The following is a 21,131-nucleotide window of genomic DNA, read 5'->3' as shown; positions in this document are numbered from 1 at the left end:
CGGTCAATGACTATGACGCCTCAGCCTGGAAAGTTTGTTGCGTCAGGCTTGGATCTCGATGAGAAAACGGTCACCGACCCAGGAGCGTATCCAAAGCGGACGCCTCGATGAAGGCGGTGTGCGTCCCGGCGGTGGTGCAGGCGAACGCCCCGGCGGCCGAACCGGCCCGGGCGCAGTCCAGCGGCGGGTGGCCGCGGAACCAGGCGTACAGGAAACCGGTGACGAAGGCGTCCCCGGCGCCGTTGGTGTCCACCACCGGGCGGCCCGGGTCGACGGCGGGCAGCTGGCGCAGGACGCCGTCCTCGCGGGTGAGCAGGTGGCAGCCCTCGGCGCCCGCGGTGGCGACGACCACGGTGGCGCGGCCCTCGGCGAGGATCGCGCGCATCACCTGCTCGTGCCGGCCGCGGCAGCCGGCCACCGAGAGGAACACCAGGTCGGAGCCGAGCGCGTAGTCGCGGTGGTGCGGGTTCTCGCCGTCCCAGTCGTGCAGGTCGGTGGAGGTGGTGCGACCGAGCCGGTGGAGGTCGCCGTACATGTCCCGGTTGACGCCGGTGATCGAGAGGTGGACGTGCCGGCTGCGCTCGACGTACGGGAGGTGGAACTCGCGCGGCAGCCGAAGGCCGGCGGGGTGGCGGCCGTCGAAGAAGGAGAACCGGCGGCCGTCCGCGTCCACCAGGTTGACCCCGCGCGGGGTGCCGTACGGGCTGACCAGGTGGGCGAAGTGCAGTCCGTGGCGGCGGTAGGCGGTGCGGACCAGCTCGCCCTGGGGGTCGTCGCCGAGGAAGTCCAGGAGGGCGGTGCGCAGGCCGAGGTGATGGGCGCCGAGGGCCACGCCGTTGCCGGTGTGGCCGACGTAGTCGCGCACCGGCTCGACGAACCGCGAGTCACCGGGCGGGATCTCCAGCCGCTCGACCCGGACGACGGTGTCCACGCCCACACCGCCCACCACGAGCAGGTCGAACTCCGCTGACTCGGACTGCTGCTGCTCGGACTGCTGCGGCACGACGGCGCCTCCTTGATCCCCGGACGGTGGCCAGGAGTCAAGCAGGCGCCGGAGGTTGGCTGCAAGGCCTTGCTGCAAAGTTTCAATCACCCGCCGTCAGTCGGGCGTTGGCCGCTCCGCCCCCGCCTCCGCACGGACGTCGGCGGCCCGGACCAGGCCCCGGGCTCACGACGAGTCCCGGGGCCCTGGTCCTTCGAGCGCCCTACCGCCCTCAGAGCGCCGACAGCTCCGCGACCAGGTCGTCCAGCCCCAGCGAGCCCTGCGAGAGCGCCGCCATGTGCCAGGCCTTGAGGTCGAACTCCTCGCCGCGCGCCTCGTGCGCCGCCCGCGCCGCCGCCCGGCCGCGCAGCCAGGCGCGCTCGCCCAGCTTGTAGCCGATCGCCTGGCCCGGCAGGCCCAGGTAGCGGACCAGCTCGCTGTCCAGGAAGTCGGCGGACAGCCCGCAGTAGCGGCCGAAGAACTCCCGCGCGTGCTCCGGGCTCACCGGCTCACCCGGCCGGTACGGGGAGTCCGCCGGGAAGTCCAGGCCGACGTGCATGCCGATGTCCACGATGACCCGCAGCGCCCGCATCATCTGGGCGTTGAGGAAGCCCAGGCGGTGACCGGGGTCGGTGAGGTAGCCGAGCTCGTCCATCAGACGCTCGGCGTACAGCGCCCAGCCCTCCAGGTTGGCGCTCACCCCGCCGAGGCTCACCTGGTAGCTGGAGAGCCGGTCGGCGACGTACACCCACTGCGCGAGCTGCAGGTGGTGGCCCGGGACGCCCTCGTGGTACCAGGTCGAGACCAGGTCCCAGACCGGGAAGCGCTCCTCGCCGAGCACCGGCAGCCAGGTCCGCCCGGGGCGGCTGAAGTCCAGCGCGGGCTGGGTGTAGTACGGCGCGGCGGCGCTGCCGGGCGGGGCGATCCGCGACTCGACCCGGGTGACCGGCTCGGCCAGGTCGAAGTGGGTGCCCTGGAGGTCCCGGACGGCCTGGTCCATCAGGCCCTGCAGGTACTCCCGGGCGGCCTCGGCGCCCTCGATCGCCGGGCCGTCCGTCTCCAGCCACTTCATCGCCGCCATCGGGCCGGCGCCCGGGCGGACCTTCTCGGCCTCGGCCTCCATCTGCGCGAGCAGGTCGTGGAACTCGCTCCAGGCCCATGCGTACGCCTCGTCCAGGTCCAGGTCGGCACCCGTCCAGTAGCGCACCCAGCGGCCGTAGCGCTCCCGGCCGGCGGTGTCCGGGGTCCCTGCGGCGGCCGGGGCGTACACGTCGCGCATCCAGTCGCGCAGCGCGGCCAGTGCCTCGGCGGCGGCCACCGCGTGCTCGGACAGCTCGGCGCGCACGCCCTCCGGAGCGTCCTTGACGAACTCGCCGAACCAGCCGCCGGGCATCTCCCCCGCCAGCCACTCGCCGAACTGACCGACCACCGTCTCCACCTGGCGCGGGCCGGACAGCAGACCGCGCTCGATGCCCTCGGCCAGGGTCCGCCGGTACTGCTCCAACGCCAGCGGGAAACGGGCCAGCCGGCGGCCGATCAGCCGCCACTCGGCCTCGGTGCCGGTGGCCATCAGGGTGAAGGCCTCCCGGGTGTTGTGCACCGGGGAGCCCAGGTTGCGCACCGCGCGGTAGCTCTCCCCGGCGTCGTGGACGGCGAGTTCGGCGGTCAGCCGCTCCCGCAGCAGCCGGGCGCAGCGGCGCTCGGCCTCGTCGTCGGCGGCGCCCGCCCGCTCGGCCTCGTCCAGCCGGGCCAGGGTGCGGCGGGCGAGATCGGCGACCGCCTCGGCCCCGGCCGGGGACAGGTCGGGCAGCCGGTCGTCCTCGGGGTTGAGGCCGAGGTAGACGGCGGTCAGCGGGTCGAGGTCGGCCAGGGCCTGGACGTAACCGTCGGCGATGCGGCGGGGGGTGTCGCCGTCGGAGTTGATCAGTTCTTCAGCCATCCGGACATCATCGCGTCGCCGGGGCCGATTGCAAGCCCTCCGTCATCGACCGTTGACCTGCTGCGGGCGGGGATCTGACGCGGGGTCGGGCCGCGGTGGTGACACCGTTTCGGCACCGTGGCGGCGCAAACACCCGTTCGGAAGGATCCCGCGCCCGACCGGCCCCGATCGGTCCGACGACCATTACGCTGAGGCTCCATGGAAGCCCGCCCCACCACGGCAACCGGACCGGTGCCCGCCCCGGCCGCCCCCGAGCCGCGCCCGCGCCGCGCCGGCTACCGCCGGCTGTCGGTCGAACAGCGGCGCGAACAGCTGATCGCCGTCGCCCTGGAGCTGTTCGCGCACCGGCCGCCGGAGGAGGTCAGCCTGGACGACGTCGCCGAGGCCGCCGACGCCTCCCGGCCCCTGGTCTACCGCTACTTCGCGGGCGGCAAGCAGCAGTTGTACGAGGCCGCGCTGCGCACCGCGGCGGACGAGCTGACCAGCCGGTTCGCCGTGCCGCTGACCGGGACGCCGTCCGAGCAGCTGGCGGCCGCGCTGGACGGCTACTTCGCCTTCGTGGCCGAGCACGACGCGGGCTACTCGGCGCTGCTGCGCGGCGGTTCGGTGGTGGAGACGGCCCGGACCTCGGCGATCGTGGACGACGTCCGGCGGGCGGCGCTCAAGCGGACCCTGCGGCACCTGGGGGTGCGGGAGGCCGGGCCGCGGCTGACGCTGCTGGTGCGCTCGTGGATCGCGGTGGTCGAGGGGGCGTCACTGAGCTGGCTGGACGAGGGGCGCACGCTGCCGGTGGACGGGCTGCGGGACTGGCTGGTGGACCAGTTCACGGCGATGGCGGCGGCGACGGCGCTGCACGATCCGCAGACGGCGGAGGTGTTGGCGGGGCTGCTCGCGCTCGAGGGTCCGCGGGCGGAACGCGCCGAGCGGCTGCGGGCGGTGCTCGGTACGCCCTAGCGTTCCCGACCCCCGTGCCAAGGGTCGGGGCGGCCGGCGACTACGCCTTGCCGAGCACCTGGCACTGGCGGCCGAGGCCGTCGATCTCGATCTCGACGACATCGCCCGGGGCGAGGAAGGGCGTGCCGGGACGGCCCAGGGTGACCCCGGCCGGGGTGCCGGTGACGATCACGTCGCCGGGCTCCAGCACCATGAACTGGCTCGTGTAGCGGACGAGTTCGAGCACCGGGAAGATCATCTCCGCGGAGTTGCCGTGCTGCCGCTGCTCGCCGTTGACCCAGAGCCGCAGCTCCAGCGCCTGCGGGTCGGCCACCTCGTCGGCGGTGACCAGCCAGGGCCCGAGCGGGGTGAAGGTCTCCGCCGACTTGCCCTTGTCCCACTGGCCGCCGCGCTCGAACTGGAAGGCCCGCTCGGTGACGTCGTTGGCGATCGTGTAGCCGGCGATCACCCCGGCGGCCTCGGCGTGCGAGTCCAGGTAGCGGGCGGTGCGGCCGATCACGATGGCCAGCTCGGCCTCGTAGTCGGTCTTCTCGCCGCCGCGCGGCACCAGGACCTCGTCGTACGGGCCGACCACGGTGGAGCTCGGCTTGAGGAAGATCACCGGCTCGGCCGGGATCGCGGCCCCGGCCTCCTCCGCGTGGTCGCGGTAGTTGAGCCCGATGCCGACCACCTTGCCCGGCCGGGCCACCGGCGCACCCACCCGCAGGCCGTCCAGGTCCACCACCGGCAGCACGCCGGCCGCCACCTCGCGGGCCAGCGCGGCGGTGTCCAGCCCGGCCAGGAAGGCCTTGTCGAGGTCGCGGGCCCGCCCGGAGAGGTCGTACGCGGTGCCGTCCTCGCCCAGCACGACCGGGCGCTCGGCGCCCGGGGGTCCGACGCGGAGGAGCTTCATCGATCCGTCACCAGCCTTTCGTCGCAGCTCACCGGGGCGGCGCGGACACCGCTCCCGAGTCTGGCAACGAGGTATATCAACGGCCCGGGCCGGTGGACCAGACCGTCCCGATGGGCGGATTCCCATCAAGTCGCACCATGGCGCGGGGTCCCGAATCGGCGGCCCGCACGGTTGACACCCGCCCGCACGACCCGATCGCCAAGGGCGCCTCAGCGGCCCGGCGCGCCGCCGCCACTGCTACTTCCGCCCCCGCCCCCGCTTTCGCCTCCGCTTCCGCTTCCGCCGAGCAGTACCCGGGCGCTCAGCGCCGTCCGCGCCGGGCCCGGGCCGAGCCGGGCGGCCTCCCGGCGCCAGTGCGCGAGGTCGCGCCGCAGGTCGGCCCGGGCCTCCGGGGCGGCGCCCGGCTCCTCGGTCAGTGCCTCCAGCAGCGCGACGGCGGTGCCCCGACTGCCGTCCCGGGCCAGCCAGAGGGCCAGGTCGTGGCAGGTGCGCAGGGTGCGCGGGTCGGCCGGGCCGCAGATCCGGGCGAAGTCGGGCACCAGCTGCGCCAGGATGTCCACGGCCTCCCCGGCCCGGCCCTCGACGCCGTGCTGCCAGGCCAGGTCCGCCCGGCGGCGCAGCTGCTCCGGGCTGGGGTCGTCCGGCCGCAGCATCCCGGGCCGGATCCGGCGCAGCCGCTCCAGCACCTCGGCGGCGTCGGCCGGGCGGTCCGCGGGCCGTTTGGCGAGCAGCCTGGCGACCAGCTCGGCCAGCGCCGGGTCCTTGCCGCGCACTCGGGGCGGGGTCTCCTCCATGTGCTTGTGCATGTACTCGTACGGCGAGTCGGCGCGGAACGGCCGCCGGCCGGTGCTGACCTCGTACAGCATCACGCCGAAGGCGTAGAGGTCGGCCCGGCCGTCCACGGTGCCGCCGGACCAGCACTCGGGCGCCAGGTACGGGACGGTGCCGACCACGTTGCCGGTCGAGGTGAGCCCGGTGGACTGGGTGAGCAGCCGGGCAATGCCGAAGTCCAGCACCTTGGCGCGGTCCCCGCCGTCCGTGATCATCACGTTCTCGGGCTTGATGTCCCGGTGCACGACCCCGCTGCGGTGCGCGGCGTCCAACGCCTCGCAGACCTGCGCCATCCAGCCGAGCGCGCGCCCGTGGTCGGGCAGGCCGGCCTTGAGGACGGCGGCGAGCGGGCGGCCGCGGACCAGTTCCATCACCAGGTAGTGGATCTCCCCGGTGGTGTCGGTGACCCGGCCGTAGTCGTGCACCGTCACGATGTGCGGGTGGGACAGGTTGCCGGCCAGCTTGGCCTCGCGGACGAACCGCCCGACGGCCTCCCGGTCGGCGGCGTGCTCGGCCAGCAGCAGCTTCACCGCGACCGGCCGGTCCAGCACGGTGTCGGTCGCCCGCCAGACCACGCCGAAGCCGCCCTTGCCCAGCCACTCGTCCAGCCGGAAGCGACCGCCGAGCACCTCGCCCTTGTGCATGCCCTCCCCCAACTCGACCGCGGCCGTGCGGCGTTCGCCGCCGGAGGGTCGGAGGGGTCACCATAGCGGCGGGCGGGGACGAACGGGTGAACGAAACAGGGCCTGTTCTACGACTCGGGCCGGTCCTACGGCTTGGGCTTGGGGAGGCCCGGCGGGTTGATCTCGGAGGTCTGCACCGCCTCGGTCTCCAGGCCCCAGCGCTTCAGCACCTGCCCGTACGTCCCGTTCCTGATCACCTCGTTGAGCGCCTCGTTGAGCGCCCTGACCAGCCCGTTGTCCTTGCGGGTGGTCGCCCCGATCTTGCCGAGGACGTCCGCGCCGCCGCCCGAGTAGGTGCCGACCACCTCGGTCTCGCCGGTCTGCACGGCGTGGAAGGCCAGGCTGGGATCGGGGCCGGTGTAGACGTCGATCCGGCCGGAGGAGAGCGCCAGGTAGTACTCGGTGCCGGAGAAGTACTTGATGTCGATCGGCTTGAGGCCGCTCCGGACGTTCTCCTCGCTCCAGGCGATCAGCAGCTTCTCCTGGTTGGTGCCGGTGGAGACGCCGACGGACCGGCCGGCCAGGTCCTTGGGGCCGGTGACCTTGATGCCGCTGCCCTTCTTCGCCTCGAAGCCGAGGACGTCCAGCCGGTAGGTGGCGAAGTCGTACTTCTCCTTGCGCTCCTCGGTGACGGTGATGTTGGACAGGCCCGCGTCGTACTTGCCGCTGTCCAGGCCGACGAAGATGTTCTCCCAGGAGACCGGGTTGAACTCGACCTTGAGGCCGAGCACGTTGCCGACCAGCGAGGCGATGTCCGGCTCGACGCCGATGATCGTCCTGTCGTCGTCGGCGTAGAAGTCCAGCGGCGGGGTGGTGCCGAGGGAGTCGACGATCTTCAACGTGCCTCTTCGCCTGATCTCCTCCGGCACCAGCGCGGCGATCGCCTCGACCTTGGGCGTGGTCACCCGGTTCTGCTCGGGCGACAGGTTCACCACGGTGCCGTTCGGTGCAGTGCTGCCCTTGGCCGGGGCGAGTTCCGCCGAGGCGCCCGTGGCGCCGCTGCCGCAGCCGGCCAGGACGAGGGCGGCGGCGAGCGCGCCGGCGGCGGTCACGAGGGCGCGACGGGGTAGGGACATGGCGGAACTCCTGCTCGATGAAGGGGGGTTGGGGGCGGTCGGGATTCAGAGCACCTTGGCCAGGAAGGCCCGGGTGCGCTCGTGCTGCGGGCGGTCCAGGACCTCGGCGGGCGGGCCCTGTTCGACCACCACGCCGCCGTCCATGAAGACCACGGTGTCGGCGACCTCGCGGGCGAAGCCGATCTCGTGGGTGACCACGATCATCGTGGTGCCGCTGCGGGCGAGGTCCTTGATGACGTCCAGCACCTCGCCGACCAGCTCGGGGTCGAGCGCCGAGGTGGGCTCGTCGAACAGCAGCACCTTGGGCTCCAGCGCCAGCGCCCGGGCGATCGCCACCCGCTGCTGCTGCCCGCCGGACAGCTGCCGGGGGTAGGCGGCCGCCTTGTCGGCCAGCCCGACCCGCTCCAGCAGGCCCAGCGCCGTCGCCCTGGCCTCGGCCCGGGGCCGGCCGAGCGCGGCGATCGGCGCCTCGACCAGGTTCTCCAGCACGGTCAGGTGCGGGAAGAGGTTGAAGTTCTGGAACACGAAGCCGATGCCGGTGCGCTGGCGCAGCACCTCGCGCTCCTTGAGCTCGTACAGCCGGTCGCCGGAGCGCCGGTAGCCGATCAGCTCGCCGTCGACGGCGACGTAGCCCCGGTCGAGCCTCTCCAGGTGGTTGATCGCCCGCAGCAGGGTGGACTTGCCGGAGCCGGACGGGCCGAGCACCACGGTGACCGAGCCGGCCGGGACGTCCAGGTCGACCCCGCGCAGCACGTCCAACCGGCCGAAGCTCTTGTGCAGGCCGCGGACCTGCACCATCGGGGCGGTCTTCGTCAGCGTGGTCATGAACGTCCTCCGGCAGTACGGTTCGGCAGGGTCCGCAGGAAGGTCCGCAGGCGCTGCAGCGGGGTGGGCGGCGGGGTGCGCCGGGCGCCGCGGGAGAAGTAGCGCTCGACGTAGTACTGGCCGATCGACAGCACCGTGGTCAGCACCACGTACCAGACCGTGGCGACCATCAGCAGCGGCACCACCCGGCCGGTCCGGCCGTAGATCACCTGGGCCTGGTAGAAGAGCTCGCCGATGGCCATCACGTAGACCACCGAGGTGCCCTTGAGCAGCGAGATCACCTCGTTGGCGGCGGCCGGCAGGATGCCCCGCATCGCCTGCGGCAGGACGATCCGCCAGGCCTGCCGTCCGCGCGGGATGCCCAGCGCGGCGGCGGCCTCCCGCTGGCCGGCGTCCACCGCGATGACGCCGCCGCGGATGATCTCGGCGGCGAACGCGGCCTGGTGCAGCCCGAGGCCGAGCACCGCGGCGCCGAGCGCGCCCAGCACCCCGACCGTCTCGAACTCCCCGAAGGTCGGGCCGAACGGGATGCCGAAGCCGAACCGCTTGTAGAGGTAGGAGAGGTTGAACCAGAACACCAGCTGGACGATCAGCGGGATCGAGCGGAACACCCAGACGTACGCCCAGGCGAGGGTCTGCAGGATCGCGCTGCGGGACAGCCGCATCGCGGCCACCACGGCGCCGAGCGCGAAGCCCAACAGGGTTCCGTAGGCGGTGAGTTCGAGGGTGCGGCCGATCGCCTGCAGGATGGTGTCGGCGGTGAAGTAGAGCCGGAAGGTGGCCCAGTCCCAGGCGGGGTTGGTGGCCAGGCCGTGGAGGAACTGGACCAGGACGACGAGGGCGGCGGCCCCGGCGGCCCAGCGCCACGGGTGCCGGGCGGGGACGGTCCGCAGGCCGTCCAGCTCCTCGGGGTCAAGGCCGCGGTCGAGGCCGCGGTCGGGGCCGGCCGTGCCGGCGGTTCTCGCCGGGGCCGGCGGTGCTTGAGTGCGGACGGTCATCGGAGGACTCCTTCGACGGACCTGACGGTCACGGGTGTTCGGGCGGACTGATCTGCGACTCCTTGATCGCCGAGTCGGTGAGCCCCCACTTCCGGAGGATCCGCTCGTACGTCCCGTCCTTGATCAGCTGGTTGACCGCCGCCTGGAAGGCCGGGGTGAGCGGGGAGCCCTTCCTGAAGGCGAAGCCGACGTCCAGCCGGTGGAACTCGTTGAGGAAACGCACTCCGGCGGCCGGCTGCGCGGCCTGATGGCGCAGGCCGTTGATGGTGGACATCTCGACGTCCACCCGGCCCTGCTGGAGGCTGGTCAGCAGCGCACCGCCGTCGCTGAACGCCTTGACCTCGTACGGCTTCTTCCCAGCGTCGGCGCAGACCCCCTTCTTGCTGTCGAGGGTGCTCTCGAAGGTGGTGCCGGCGCCGGTGCCGATGGTCAGCCCGCAGAGCTGGGCCAGGTCGGTGACCGGCTGGAACGCCGTGTTGTCCTGCTTCACCGCGAAGCCCTGGCCGTCGTCGATGTAGGTGACGAAGTCGACGGTCTTCAGGCGGGCGGTGGTGACCCCGAAGTTGCCGGTGCCGACGTCGTACTTGCCGCTGCCCAGGGCGGGCAGGATGGTCTCGAAGGCGGCCTCCTCGCGCTGCACGGTCAGGCCGAGCAGCTTGGCGACGGCCTCGGAGAAGTCGATGTCCACGCCGGCCGCCTTCTTGGTCGCCTGGTCGACGTAGAAGGCGCCGGGCGGAGTACCGAAGGCCGAACCGAACTTCAGCACCCCGGACTTGCGCACCTCCTCGGGCAGCAGCGCGGCGGCGGCCTCCGACCGGCCCAGGCCGGAGACGACGTCCTCGGTGGCGGTCGCGGCGGGCCCGCTCGCTCCGGCCGCGCCCGCGATCTTCGGGTCCGAGCCGCACGCGGCCAGCGCCAGGACCGGCAGCAGGGCGGTGGTCGCGAGGAGGCGGCGGCGGACGGTGGTGGTTCTCACGGGGGGCCTTTCAGTGGGTGGGGAGCAGGGCCGGCAGGGGCTTCTCGAAGGGGAGCGGGCCGATGGGAATGGGCCCCTCCTGCCCGTCGGCGGGCAAGGAGGGAGGATCGGCGGTGACGTCGAACAGCGGGGTGTAGCCGGCCGCCAGGTAGAGGCCCTTGGCCTCGGGCTGGCGCGGGCCGGTGGTGAGGAAGATCCGGCGGTAGCCGGCGGCCGCGGCGGTGCGCTCCAGTTCGGCCAGCACCCGGCGGGCCAGGCCCCGGCGGCGGTGCGCGATGGGCCCCTCCTGCCCGTCGGCGGGCAAGGAGGGAGCGTCCACATCCGCTTCACCTCGGCGGTGTGCTCGTCGCGGCGCATGTACGCGCCGCCGGCCACCGGCTCGCCGTCCTCCAGCAGGAGCAGCAGCGCACCGTGCGGCTCGGCGAAGGCCTCGGCCGGGTAGCGGGTCATCTCCTGGTGGGCGCCGGGGCCGTAGCGGCTGACGTACTCGTGGGTGAGCTCGCGCAGCAGCGGTTCGACCAGCGGGTCGGCCAGGGTGACCCGGCGGAACTCCTTGTGGTGCACCTCGCTCAACTTTGGTCTCCCAAGATGCCCCGGCCTGCAGGCCGGGGAGATGGGGGTCCCCCCGCCCGGAGGGTGGGGGAGGGGCGTTGACCCGGAGCCGCGAAGCGGCGGAGTGACCTTCGCAGGTTCTGACGTGAGCCGTTGTCAGTGCCTGTCGGTAGGTTGATCTGGTGCATCTTCGGTACTCCTATCGCATCTACCCGACGGCAGGTCAGCGTGCCTCGCTGGCCCGGACGTTCGGGTGTGCCCGGGTGGTGTACAACGACGCTCTCGCGGTGCGGAAGGAAGCCCGGAAGGGCGGCCTGCCGTACCCCAAGTCCGCGGACTTGCAGAAGCTGGCGATCACGGCGGCAAAGAAGACCCCCGAACGGGCGTGGCTTGCATCGGTCGGGGTGGACCCGCTGATCCAGTCCCTTCGGGATCTGGACACGGCTTACCGGAACTTCTTCGACTCGGTGTCCGGCAAGCGGCAGGGGCGCCCGGTCGGTTTGCCGCGGTTCAAGTCGAAGCGCGATGCCCGGCAGAGCCTGCGGTTCACCCGCAACGGGTTCCGCATCCGGTCCAACGGCAAGCTGAACCTGGCGAAGATCGGCGATGTGCGGATGAAATGGTCTCGGGCACTGCCCGCCGATCCGTCGTCCGTGACGATCGTGCTGGACCCGGCTGGCCGGTACCACGCCAGCTTCGTCGTGGACGTCGAACCGGTCCACCTGCCCGAGGTCGATGCCGAGATCGGCATCGACCTCGGACTGACCACCTACGCCGTCCTCTCCGACGGCAGCGTGATCGACAACCCGCGCTTCCTCCGCAAGGCGGAGAAGAAGCTCAAGGCCGCGCAGCGGGAACTGTCCCGCAAGGCGAAGGGCAGCAAGAACCGGGCGAAGGTCCGCATCAAGGTCGCCAGGGCGCACGCCAAGGTGGCCGACACCCGCATGGACTGGCTGCACCAGCAGACCACCAGGATCATCCGCGAAACCCAAACGGTGTACCTGGAGGACCTGAACGTGCGCGGCCTCGCCAGGGGCCGACTGGCCAAGTCCGTCCACGACGCCGGCTGGTCCACCTTCCGGCGACTGCTCGAAGAGAAGGCCGCCCGATACGGGCGCACCATCGGCATCGTGCACCGCGCATTCCCGTCCTCCCAGCTCTGCTCGGACTGCGGACACCGCGACGGACCCAAACCCCTGCAAATGAGGGAGTGGGCCTGCGGCGTGTGTGGTGTGCTGCATGACCGTGACCTCAATGCTGCTCGCAACATCCTGGCCGCCGGGCAGGCGGACAGGCTAAACGCCCCTGGAGGGCCGGTGAGACCTGGCGCGGCGATCCCGCGCCAGGCGCGGCCCGTTGAACGGGGAACCCGCCTCGGCGATCTGCCACGCACGGGTGTCCGTGCCGCAGGCGCGGGAGGAATCCCCGTCCCTTGAGGGCGGGGAGGATGTCAAGCCTGCACCGCGATCAGCTGGTGCCGGTCCCGCTCGGCCTGCTCAGCGGCCTCGGCGGCCTTGGCGGCGTCCCGCTTGGCGACCTCCTCGCGGACGATCGGGATGACGTAGCGGCCAAAGTCGATCGCGTCGCCCAGCAGGTCGTAGCCGCGCGCGGAGAGGATGTCCACGCCGAGGTCGTAGTAGTCCAGCAGCGCCTGGGCGACGGTCTCCGGGGTGCCGACCAGCGCGTTGGAGTTGCCCGCCCCTCCGGTGGCCGCGGCGGTCGGGGTCCACAGCGCGCGGTCGTAGCGCTCGCCGGCCTCGGCGATCTCGATCAGCCGCTGGGAGCCAGTGTTTTCCGGGGTGGCGGTGACCGGGCGGCGCCGGGGTGCCAGCGCCCCGCTCTCCCGGCGGGCCCGGATGGTGGCCACCGTGCGGTGCGCCTTCTCCCAGGCCAGCTCCTCGGTCGGCGCGATGATCGGCCGGAACGCCACCTGGATCCGCGGCAGGTCGGTCCGTCCGGCGGCCCGCGCCGCCTCCTTCACCCGCTCGATCTGCTCGGCGGTGCGGGCCAGCGGCTCGCCCCACAGGCAGTAGATGTCCGCCTCGGCGCCGCCGGCCGCGTAGGCGGCGTCCGAGCTGCCGCCGAACGAGACCGCCGGGCGCGGCTGCTGAACGGGGAAGACGTCGGAGACGAAGTCGTTGAAGCGGTAGTGCGGGCCCTCGTGGTCGAAGGGCTCCCGACTGGTCCAGGCCTTCTTCACGATGCCGATGTACTCGCGGGTGCGCTCGTAGCGCTGGTCCTTGGTGAGGAAGTCGCCCTCGCGCTGCTGCTCGTGGTCGGTGCCGCCGGTGATGAAGTGGACGGTCAGCCGGCCGTCGCTGATCCGGTCGAGGGTCGCGAAGGTCTTGGCGGCGAAGGTCGGGTAGGAGACGTTCGGGCGGTGCGCGAGCAGGATCTGCAGCTTGTCGAGGTGCGAGGCCAGGAAGGCCGCCGCGGCCGCGGGCTCCGGGGAGCCGGAGCCGTACGCGAAGAGCACCCGGTCCCAGCCGTGGTCCTCGTGCGCCCGGGCCAGCCGCAGGGTGTAGTCGCGGTCGAAGGCGGCGGTGGTGCGCGGGTGGGTCTCCGAACCGTCGGCGGTGGCGGCGATGCCGAGGAATTCGACGGGCATGGCGGAACCTTTCGGGGTGGGCGGGGTCCGGCGGACTGCGGGCGGGCAAGCCGGAGGAGGAGGCGGGTGGCCGCCGGGCAGGGGCGATACGGGTTGTGCGAGGGAGGGGAGTGCCGGAGCGCAGTGCGAAGTCATCTGTGACAGCGAGGCGCGCTGACGCATCGTCGGACGACGGTGCCGGGCCGCGGCGGGGCACACTGAGGGAGGGCTCCCCGCTGGGAGATCAGGCCGGACGGGCGGCCCGCTGCCGGGTCAGCCGTGACACGCCGCGGACCACACCCGACCGAAGTCGATGTGGTCGCGGGTGACCAGGGGCTGCTCGGCGTACATGGCCTCAAGTTGAGCAGTCGGCCGAGCGGTACGTCAACCACCCATCATTGCCGCACTGTTGCGATCTCCTGTCACTTTTCCGACGCCCCGTGACGGCCCCGACCACCCTTGACAGCCGTCGATCGCGCATGCGTACGATCGAAGCGGAGTGCAGTGCGACGCACCGGCCGCGTTGAGGGACGCGGGCCGGCGCCCCGAGGGCCCGTACGTGATCACACCCGTACCTCTCCCCCTGCCCGCACTCCGCCCAGGAGGCGCCGCCATGGCCACCCCGCAGGACGTCCTGCCCGCCCCCGCCCCCGCCCAGGGCCCACCGCCGGCCCCGGCCCCCGAGGCCCGGGTCGTCGCCCGCCGCAAGCCCGGCCAGTGGATCGCCGCGGCCGTCGCCCTGCTGCTGGCCGCGATGGCGGTCAGCTCGGTGATCCGCAACCGGGCCTTCCAGTGGAGCGTGGTCGCCGACTGGTTCACCGCCCGGTCCGTCCTCGACGGCCTGACCCTGACGCTGTGGCTGACCGCCGTGACCCTCGCCCTCGGCTTCGTCTTCGGCACCGTCCTCGCCACCATGCGGCTGTCCACCAACCCGGTGCTACGCACGCTCAGTTGGGGCTACATCTGGATCTTCCGCTCCACCCCGCCGCTGGTGCAGCTGCTGTTCTTCTTCAACATCGGCGCGCTCTACCCGACCCTCGGCCTCGGCATCCCCTTCGGCCCCGAGTTCGTCACGGTGAAGACGGTCAACCTGATCGGCCCCACCCTGACCGCCGTCATCGGGCTCACCCTGCTGGAGACCGCGTACGCCGCCGAGGTGATCCGCGGCGGCATCCTCTCCGTGGACCGCGGCCAGCTGGAGGCGGCGGCCGCGCTCGGGCTCGGCCGGTGGCGGGTGCTGCGGCGGATCGTGGTGCCGCAGGCGATGCGCGCGATCGTGCCGACCGCCGGGAACATGCTGATCGGCGCACTCAAGGGGACCAGCATCGTCAGCGTGCTGGCCGTCTCCGACCTGCTCTACTCGGTGCAGCTGGTCTACCTGCAGTCCTACCAGGTCATCCCGATGCTGATGGTCGCCACCCTCTGGTACCTGGTGGTCACCACCGTGCTGTCCATCGGCCAGTACTACGTCGAACGCCACTTCGCCAAGGGCGCCAGCCGGGACGGCCTGCCGCCCACCCCGCTGCAGCGCGCCCGGGCGGCCCTGGTCAAGGTGGTGCGGGCATGACGTCCCTGGTCATCGTCGGGGCCGGCCCGCGCGGCACCGGACTGCTGGAGCGGATCGCCGCCAACGCCGCCGAACTGCTGCCCGCCGAGCGCCGGTTGGAGATCCACCTGGTCGACCCGCACCCGCCCGGCGGGGGCCGGATCTGGCGCCACGACCAGTCCCCGCTGCTGCGGATGAACTCGATGGCCGAGGACGTCACCATGTTCACCGACGAGCGCTCCACCATCGACGGACCCGTCCGCCCCGGCCCCTCGCTAGCCGAATGGGCCCGCCGGCAGCGGGAGTTCGCGCCCTACCGGGAGGTCGCCGACCCGGCCGTCCGGGCCGAGCTGCGCGAGCTGGCCCCAACCGACTTCCCCACCCGGCGCGCCCAGAGCGCCTACCTGGACTGGGCGTTCCGCCGCGCCGTCGCCGACCTGCCGGAGCACGTCACCGTCACCGTCCACCGGGACACCGTGCGCCGGATCGACGGACCGGCCGACGGCCCGCAGACCGTCCACCTCGGCGGCACCACGCTCACCGCCGACCACGTCGCCCTCACCCTCGGCCACCTCGACTCCACCCCGCACCCCCGGTACGCCGCCGACGCCGCGTTCGCCGCCCGGCACGGCCGCTTCCACCTCCCGCCCGCCTACTCCGCCGACATCGAGGCCGAGTTGGCCCGGATCGCCCCCGGCGAGCAGGTGGTGCTGCGCGGTCTCGGCCTGGCCGCCGTCGACCTGATCGCGATGCTCACCGAGGGGCGCGGCGGCCGCTTCGAGCCCACCGGCGACGGGCCCGCCCTGCGCTACCGTCCGTCCGGCCGCGAACCGGTGCTGCACCTCGGTTCCCGGCGCGGCGTCCCGTACCACTCCAAGACCGACTACCGGCTCCAGGGGCCGCCCGCCCCGCTCCCCCGGTACTTCGACGCGGCCGCCGTGGACGCCCTGCTGGCCACCGGCCAGCCGCTCGAACTGCGGCGCGACGCCTGGCCGTTGATGGCCAAGGAGATCGGCTTCGGGCACTACCACGAGCTGTTCCACGCCCACCCCGAACGCACCGCGCTGCCCTGGCCGGAGTTCCTCGCCCGCTACGACCGGCACGGCTGGTACTCCCCCGGACTCGCCGCGCTGGTCGCCGAGGCCGTCCCCGACCCGGCCGACCGGATCGACTTCGAGCGGCTCGACCACCCGCTGGCCGGGCTCGAACTCGGCTCCGCCGAGGAACTGCAGGAGCACCTGCGCGCGTACGTCACCGCCGACGCCGACCGCCGCGCCGACCCGGCCCACAGCGCCGACCTGGGCGCCTTCCTCGCCCTGCTCTCGCTGTTCGACCAGCTCCCCCGGCTGGTCGCCGGCGGCCGGCTCACCGCCCGCTCGGTCGCCGAGGAGGTGGACGAGTGGTTCTTCGGCTACTTCAGCTTCCTCGCCTCCGGCCCGCCGGGCTTCCGGCTGCGCCAACTGCTCGCGCTCTCCGAGGCCGGGGTGGTGCGCTTCCTCGGCGCGGGCGTCCGGGTCGACCGGGACGAGGCCACCGGCACCTGGCGGGCCTCCGGCACCACCGTCCCCGGCCACACCGTGACCGCCACCGCGCTGGTCGAGGCCTACCTGCCCAAGCACGCACTGGCCCGCACCCTCGACCCGGTCCTGGGCGAACTGCACCGCGCCGGACGGGTGGTGGAGGAGGTGGTGAGCGACAGGGAACACACCCACCACTCCGGCCTGGTCACCATCGACCCCGCCGACAGTCGGCTGATCGACCCGGCCCTCGGCGGCGCCCCGCACCCGCGCCGCACCGCCCTCGGCCCGCACACCAGCCTCCGCTCGGCCGCCGCCTTCGCCCGCCCGCGCACCGACGCCCCGGCCTTCCGGCAGAACGACGCGGCCGCCCGGGCCCTGCTCCGGGCCCTGGCCGCCCTCCCGGCGGCGGCCCTGGTGGGGTGAGAGCCGGAGCGGACGTGCGGGGGCTACCGCGGGATGGGCGTCACGGGCCGAAGATCTCCTCCACCAGGTCCTCGTCCGAGACGTGGTCCGGCGCGTCGAAGACCACGTCGGCGGCGCCCTTCACGCCGAGTCCCCGCTCCAGCGCCTCGACGCAGGCCCCGGCCTCCTGGTCGGTGGCGAAGTCCCACACCCGCAGGCGCCGGACCAGCACCAGCAGCTCCATCCGGCTGATCCGCGGCGCCCGGCTCCGGTGCGTGCCGCCCTTGCGGCCGGCTTGGGCGAGCCGCTGCTGGTAGCCGGCCAGGTCCTGCCAGGCCTGGACGGTGCTCGGGTGGTGCTCGCCGAACGCCCGGGCGAGGTCGGGCAGCAGCGCGTGTAGCCGCATCACCGCGCCCTGCAGGTCGCCCCGGTTGGCCTGGTGGACGGCGAGGTCGTGCCGGGCCTTCAGGACCCGGCCGTCCTGCGGGCCCCAGGCGGCGTGCAGGTCCGGCAGCAGTTCGTTCAGCAGCCGGATCGCGGTGACGTCCGAGCCGCTCTCGCCGACGCACCACACCAGGTGGTAGCGGGCGCCCAGGGTGTCCGGGTCGGCCGGGCCGAGCGCCGGGCGCATGTCGTCCACCAGGGTGGACAGCAGCCGGATCGCGCCGTCCAGGTCCCCGGCCCGGCTGAGGTACCAGGCGAAGTCCCGCCAGGTGCACAGGGTGTCCCGGTCGGTCGCGCCGAGCGCGGCGACGCAGTCCTGGGCGACCGCCTGCAGCAGGATCGCCGACTCGCCCGCCGTCGCCGCCCGGTAGGCGGCCGACCGGCGCTCGCGCAGCCCGGCCCGTACGGCGTCCTCGGAGGGCGCGGCGGCGACCACCGGCGGGGTGGTCAGCGGGGACAGCACCTGCGAGGCCGAGGGCACCCGCGGCGCCACCGGCGGGTGCGCCGGAACGGGCGGCGGGGGCGTGACGGGCATCGGCGGGGCGGTCACCGGCGAGTGGGTCGGCGCCGGCCGCGACGGATCCACCGCGGTCGGCTCCGGAGCCGCCGCCTCCCCGCGCCACTCGGCCAGCTCCGCGAGCCGCCGCTCGACCGTACGGGCGTCCGCCGGCCGCTCCTGCGGGTCCTTCGCCAGCAGCTCCGCGATCAGCCCGGCCACCTGTGGCGGCAGCCCGAGCCGCGCCGGGTCCAGCGCCGGGGGCGGCTCGTTGAGGTGCTGGTAGAGCAGCACCGGCGTCGAGTCCCCGCCGAACGGCCTTGCCCCGGTAAGGAGTTCGACCAGAACGCAGCCGAGCGCGTAGAGGTCGGCCCGCCCGTCCACCCGGCCGCCGGTCCAGCGCTCGGGCGCCATGTACGCCGGGCTGCCGACGATCGTGCCGGTGGTGGTCAGCCCGCCCACGCCGGTGTCCAGCTGGGCGATCCCGAAGTCCAGCACCTTCAGGTGCCCGGCGTCGGTGATCATCACGTTGTCCGGTTTGATGTCCCGGTGCACCATGCCCGCGTCGTGCGCCGCCGCGAGGGCCCCGCAGATCTGCCGCGCCCAGCGCAGGCTGAGCGCGGGCTGGGGCACTCCCGCCCGCAGCACCTCGGTCAGGGTGCGGCCGGTGAGCAGCTCCATCACCAGGAAGGTGACCTCCTCGCCGGCGGTCTCGCTCTGCCCCAGGTCGTGCACGGTGACGATGTGCGGGTGCGAGAGGTTCCCGGCCGCGCAGGCCTCCCGGACGAACCGCAGCGCCGCCTTCGCGTGGTCGCCGCCGTGGTGCCCGATCACCTTGACCGCCACCGGCCTGCGCATCCGGGTGTCCCGGGCCCGCCAGACCACCCCGAACCCGCCCTGTCCGAGCTTCTCCTCCAGCTCGTACCGGCCGTCCAGGACGTCACCGACTCGCACGCGCCCCTCCCCCTCCCGTTGTGACGCCCCCCGTTGTGACGCCCAGACTCTACCGACGGCCCTCCCCCTGCCAGGGCGCAGGTGGAAGGATGGGCGGACGGCCCCGCGACGGTGCGGCGGCCCGCACCAGCAACGCCCGAGGAGCGCAGTCATGGCCAAGCAGGCCCCGCAGAGCGACCCGGCGCAGGACGCCCCCGAGGTGTCCGCGCCCCAGCACGCGGCCGCCGGCCTGCCCGCGGTCGGCCACAGCCTGCGGATGGCCGCCGAACAGATGGGCGCCCGCCGCACCCTCGCCACCCTGCTCAAGGTGAACCAGCCGAACGGCTTCGACTGCCCCGGCTGCGCCTGGCCCGAGCCGGACAAGACCCACACCGCCGAGTTCTGCGAGAACGGCGCCAAGGCCGTCGCCGAGGAGGCCACCGAGCGCCGGATCCGGGCCGAGTTCTTCGCCGCCCACCCGGTCGCCGACCTGGCCGAGCGCTCCGGCTACTGGCTGGGCCAGCAGGGCCGGCTCACCCAGCCGATGCTGCTCGACGAGGGCGCCACCCACTACGCGCCGGTCTCCTGGGACGACGCCTTCGCGCTGATCGCCGAGGAGCTGCGCGCCCTGGACACCCCGGACGGCGCCGCCTTCTACACCTCCGGCCGCACCAGCAACGAGGCCGCGTTCGCGTACCAGCTGTTCGCCCGCCGGCTCGGCACCAACAACCTGCCGGACTGCTCCAACATGTGCCACGAGTCGTCCGGTTCGGCGCTCACCGAGACCCTCGGCGTCGGCAAGGGCAGCGTCAGCCTCAAGGACCTCTACCAGGCCGACCTGATCATCGTGGCCGGCCAGAACCCGGGCACCAACCACCCCCGGATGCTCTCCGCCCTGGAGCGCGCCAAGCGGGCCGGCGCCACCGTCGTCAGCGTCAACCCGCTGCCGGAGGCCGGCCTGGAGCGGTTCAAGAACCCGCAGCAGGCCCGCGGCCTGGTCGGCCACGGCACCAAGCTGACCGACCTCTTCCTGCAGATCCGCCTCGGCGGGGACCTCGCCCTGTTCCGCGCGCTCAACCGGATCATCGTGGAGAAGGACGGCGTCGACCGCGCCTTCGTCGCCGAACACTGCCACGGCTACGAGGAGTTCGAGGCGCAGGTGCTGGCGACCGAGCGGGCGGAGGTGCTCGCCGCGACCGGTCTGCCCTGGGAGCAGATCGAGGAACTCGGCCGCCTGGTGCTGACCTCCAAGAAGATCATCGTCTGCTGGGCGATGGGCCTCACCCAGCACAAGCACTCCGTGCCGACCATCCGCGAGGTGGTCAACTTCCTGCTGCTGCGCGGCAACGTCGGCCGCCCCGGCGCCGGGGTCTGCCCGGTGCGCGGGCACAGCAACGTCCAGGGCGACCGCACCATGGGCATCTTCGAGCGGCCGTCGACAGCCTTCCTCGACGCGCTGGGCAAGGAGTTCGGCTTCGAGCCGCCGCGCGAGCACGGCCACGACGCGGTGGACACCATCCGCGCGATGCGCGACGGCAAGGTCAAGGTGTTCTTCGCGATGGGCGGCAACTTCGTCGCGGCCACCCCGGACACCGACGTCACCGAGGCCGCGATGCGGCGCTGCCGACTGACCGTCCACGTCTCCACCAAGCTCAACCGCTCGCACGTGGTCACCGGCGCGCGCGCCCTGATCCTGCCCACCCTCGGCCGCACCGACCGGGACGTCACCCCCGCCGGCGCCCAGTTCGTCAGCGTCGAGGACTCGATGGGCCAGGTCCACGCCTCCCGCGGCGGCCTGCGCCCGCCCGCACCCGGCCTGCTCTCCGAGACCGCGATCGTCTGCCGCCTCGCCCGCACCGTCCTCGGGCCGCAGGACACCGTGCCGTGGGAGGACTTCGCGAGCGACTACGACACCCTGCGCGACCGGATCGCCCGGGTCGTGCCCGGCTTCGAGAACTACAACGACAAGGTCCGCCGCCCCGGCGGCTTCACCCTCCCGCACGGCCCCCGCGACTCCCGCACCTTCCCCACCGCCACCGGCAAGGCCAACTTCACCGTCAACCCGCTCACCGCCCCCGAGGTCCCGCCGGGCCGCCTGCTGCTGCAGACCCTGCGCTCCCACGACCAGTACAACACCACCATCTACGGCCTCGACGACCGCTACCGCGGCATCAAGGGCGGCCGCCGCGTGGTCCTGGTCAACCCCGCCGACGCCGTCGACCTCGACCTCCCCGAGGGCCGGTACGTCGACCTGGTCAGCGAGTGGACCGACGGCACCGAACGCCGCGCCCCCCACTTCCGCGTCGTCCACTACCCCGTCGCCCGCGGCGGCGCGGCGGCGTACTACCCGGAGACCAACGTCCTGGTCCCCCTCGACTCCACCGCCGACATCAGCAACACCCCCACCTCCAAGGCCGTCGTCATCCGCTTCGAACCCGACTCGACCCCGGCCGGCTGACCCGCCGCCGCCCCGGACAGCACGGAGGCCGCCCCAC

General features: G+C 73.2%; 15 protein-coding genes and 1 pseudogene. 5 read left to right on the top strand and 11 right to left on the bottom strand.

The genetic code is table 11. From position 1 onward, the window contains the following. Positions 1-70 precede the first annotated feature (70 nt). Together ACWCYO_RS08645 and ACWCYO_RS08640 are read right to left on the bottom strand one after the other, a co-directional pair. Positions 71-1,003 (bottom strand): carbohydrate kinase family protein, encoded by a 933-nt coding sequence (locus ACWCYO_RS08645; RefSeq protein WP_449783815.1) that lies wholly within the window; start codon positions 1,001-1,003, stop codon positions 71-73. Between the two features lie 211 nt (positions 1,004-1,214). Then, positions 1,215-2,921 carry a DUF885 domain-containing protein gene (locus tag ACWCYO_RS08640; protein WP_270144056.1) on the bottom strand — a complete coding sequence of 569 codons (1,707 nt, stop codon included), beginning with the start codon at positions 2,919-2,921 and terminating at the stop codon, positions 1,215-1,217. Positions 2,922-3,119: 198 nt separating this feature from the next. On the opposite strand from ACWCYO_RS08640, the gene ACWCYO_RS08635 reads away from it, so the two are divergent. Beyond that, entirely contained in the window at positions 3,120-3,875 is a 756-nt protein-coding gene (locus ACWCYO_RS08635; protein ID WP_449783814.1) for a TetR/AcrR family transcriptional regulator, read from the top strand. Positions 3,876-3,915: 40 nt separating this feature from the next. Here the strand turns inward: ACWCYO_RS08635 and ACWCYO_RS08630 are convergent, their stop codons facing one another. The 7 genes and pseudogenes from ACWCYO_RS08630 to ACWCYO_RS08600 form a co-directional block, all read right to left on the bottom strand. Further along, positions 3,916-4,767: a fumarylacetoacetate hydrolase family protein gene (locus ACWCYO_RS08630; RefSeq protein ID WP_449783813.1), complete on the bottom strand. Its 852-nt coding sequence runs from the start codon at positions 4,765-4,767 to the stop codon at positions 3,916-3,918. 209 nt (positions 4,768-4,976) lie between these two features. Further along, positions 4,977-6,242: a serine/threonine-protein kinase gene (locus ACWCYO_RS08625; RefSeq protein ID WP_449783812.1), complete on the bottom strand. Its 1,266-nt coding sequence runs from the start codon at positions 6,240-6,242 to the stop codon at positions 4,977-4,979. A 125-nt stretch (positions 6,243-6,367) separates the two neighbouring features. Beyond that, positions 6,368-7,357, bottom strand: coding sequence for an ABC transporter substrate-binding protein (locus ACWCYO_RS08620; RefSeq protein WP_449783811.1), 990 nt, complete (start codon positions 7,355-7,357; stop codon positions 6,368-6,370). A 45-nt stretch (positions 7,358-7,402) separates the two neighbouring features. After that, positions 7,403-8,182, bottom strand: a complete 780-nt coding sequence (locus tag ACWCYO_RS08615; RefSeq protein WP_270144064.1) for an amino acid ABC transporter ATP-binding protein — start codon at positions 8,180-8,182, stop codon at positions 7,403-7,405. Further along, the gene (locus ACWCYO_RS08610) at positions 8,179-9,180 is read right to left on the bottom strand and encodes an amino acid ABC transporter permease (RefSeq protein WP_449783810.1); all 1,002 of its coding nucleotides are present in this window, start codon (positions 9,178-9,180) and stop codon (positions 8,179-8,181) included. Before ACWCYO_RS08610 ends, ACWCYO_RS08615 begins: the two co-directional genes overlap by 4 nt. Positions 9,181-9,208: 28 nt before the next feature. Next, on the bottom strand, positions 9,209-10,156 hold the full coding sequence (locus tag ACWCYO_RS08605; protein WP_449783809.1) for an ABC transporter substrate-binding protein: 948 nt from the start codon (positions 10,154-10,156) through the stop codon (positions 9,209-9,211). Between the two features lie 10 nt (positions 10,157-10,166). Next, positions 10,167-10,729: pseudogene (locus ACWCYO_RS08600) on the bottom strand (GNAT family N-acetyltransferase). A gap of 161 nt (positions 10,730-10,890) precedes the next feature. Between ACWCYO_RS08600 and ACWCYO_RS08595 the strand changes: the two are divergent. Beyond that, a complete protein-coding gene (locus ACWCYO_RS08595; protein ID WP_449783808.1) occupies positions 10,891-12,144 on the top strand; it encodes an RNA-guided endonuclease InsQ/TnpB family protein in 1,254 nt (417 codons plus the stop codon). A gap of 14 nt (positions 12,145-12,158) precedes the next feature. Here ACWCYO_RS08595 and ACWCYO_RS08590 read toward each other — a convergent pair whose 3' ends face one another. Next, a complete protein-coding gene (locus ACWCYO_RS08590; RefSeq protein ID WP_270144070.1) occupies positions 12,159-13,316 on the bottom strand; it encodes an LLM class flavin-dependent oxidoreductase in 1,158 nt (385 codons plus the stop codon). A gap of 541 nt (positions 13,317-13,857) precedes the next feature. Here ACWCYO_RS08590 and ACWCYO_RS08585 point away from each other — a divergent pair. Then, entirely contained in the window at positions 13,858-14,862 is a 1,005-nt protein-coding gene (locus ACWCYO_RS08585) for an amino acid ABC transporter permease (protein WP_449783835.1), read from the top strand. Then, positions 14,859-16,784, top strand: a complete 1,926-nt coding sequence (locus tag ACWCYO_RS08580) for an FAD/NAD(P)-binding protein (RefSeq protein ID WP_449783807.1) — start codon at positions 14,859-14,861, stop codon at positions 16,782-16,784. Before ACWCYO_RS08585 ends, ACWCYO_RS08580 begins: the two co-directional genes overlap by 4 nt. 40 nt (positions 16,785-16,824) lie before the next feature. On the opposite strand, the gene ACWCYO_RS08575 is transcribed toward ACWCYO_RS08580, so the two are convergent. Continuing rightward, on the bottom strand, positions 16,825-18,657 hold the full coding sequence (locus tag ACWCYO_RS08575) for a protein kinase domain-containing protein (RefSeq protein WP_449783806.1): 1,833 nt from the start codon (positions 18,655-18,657) through the stop codon (positions 16,825-16,827). A gap of 151 nt (positions 18,658-18,808) precedes the next feature. Between ACWCYO_RS08575 and ACWCYO_RS08570 the strand changes: the two genes are divergently transcribed. Beyond that, a complete protein-coding gene (locus ACWCYO_RS08570) occupies positions 18,809-21,094 on the top strand; it encodes an FdhF/YdeP family oxidoreductase (protein WP_449783805.1) in 2,286 nt (761 codons plus the stop codon). Positions 21,095-21,131 lie beyond the last annotated feature (37 nt).

It is taken from the genome of Kitasatospora sp. NPDC001683 (assembly GCF_053596495.1).
Note: the sequence above shows the minus strand (reverse complement) of the source record. Positions and strands in the feature narration are given on the sequence as shown.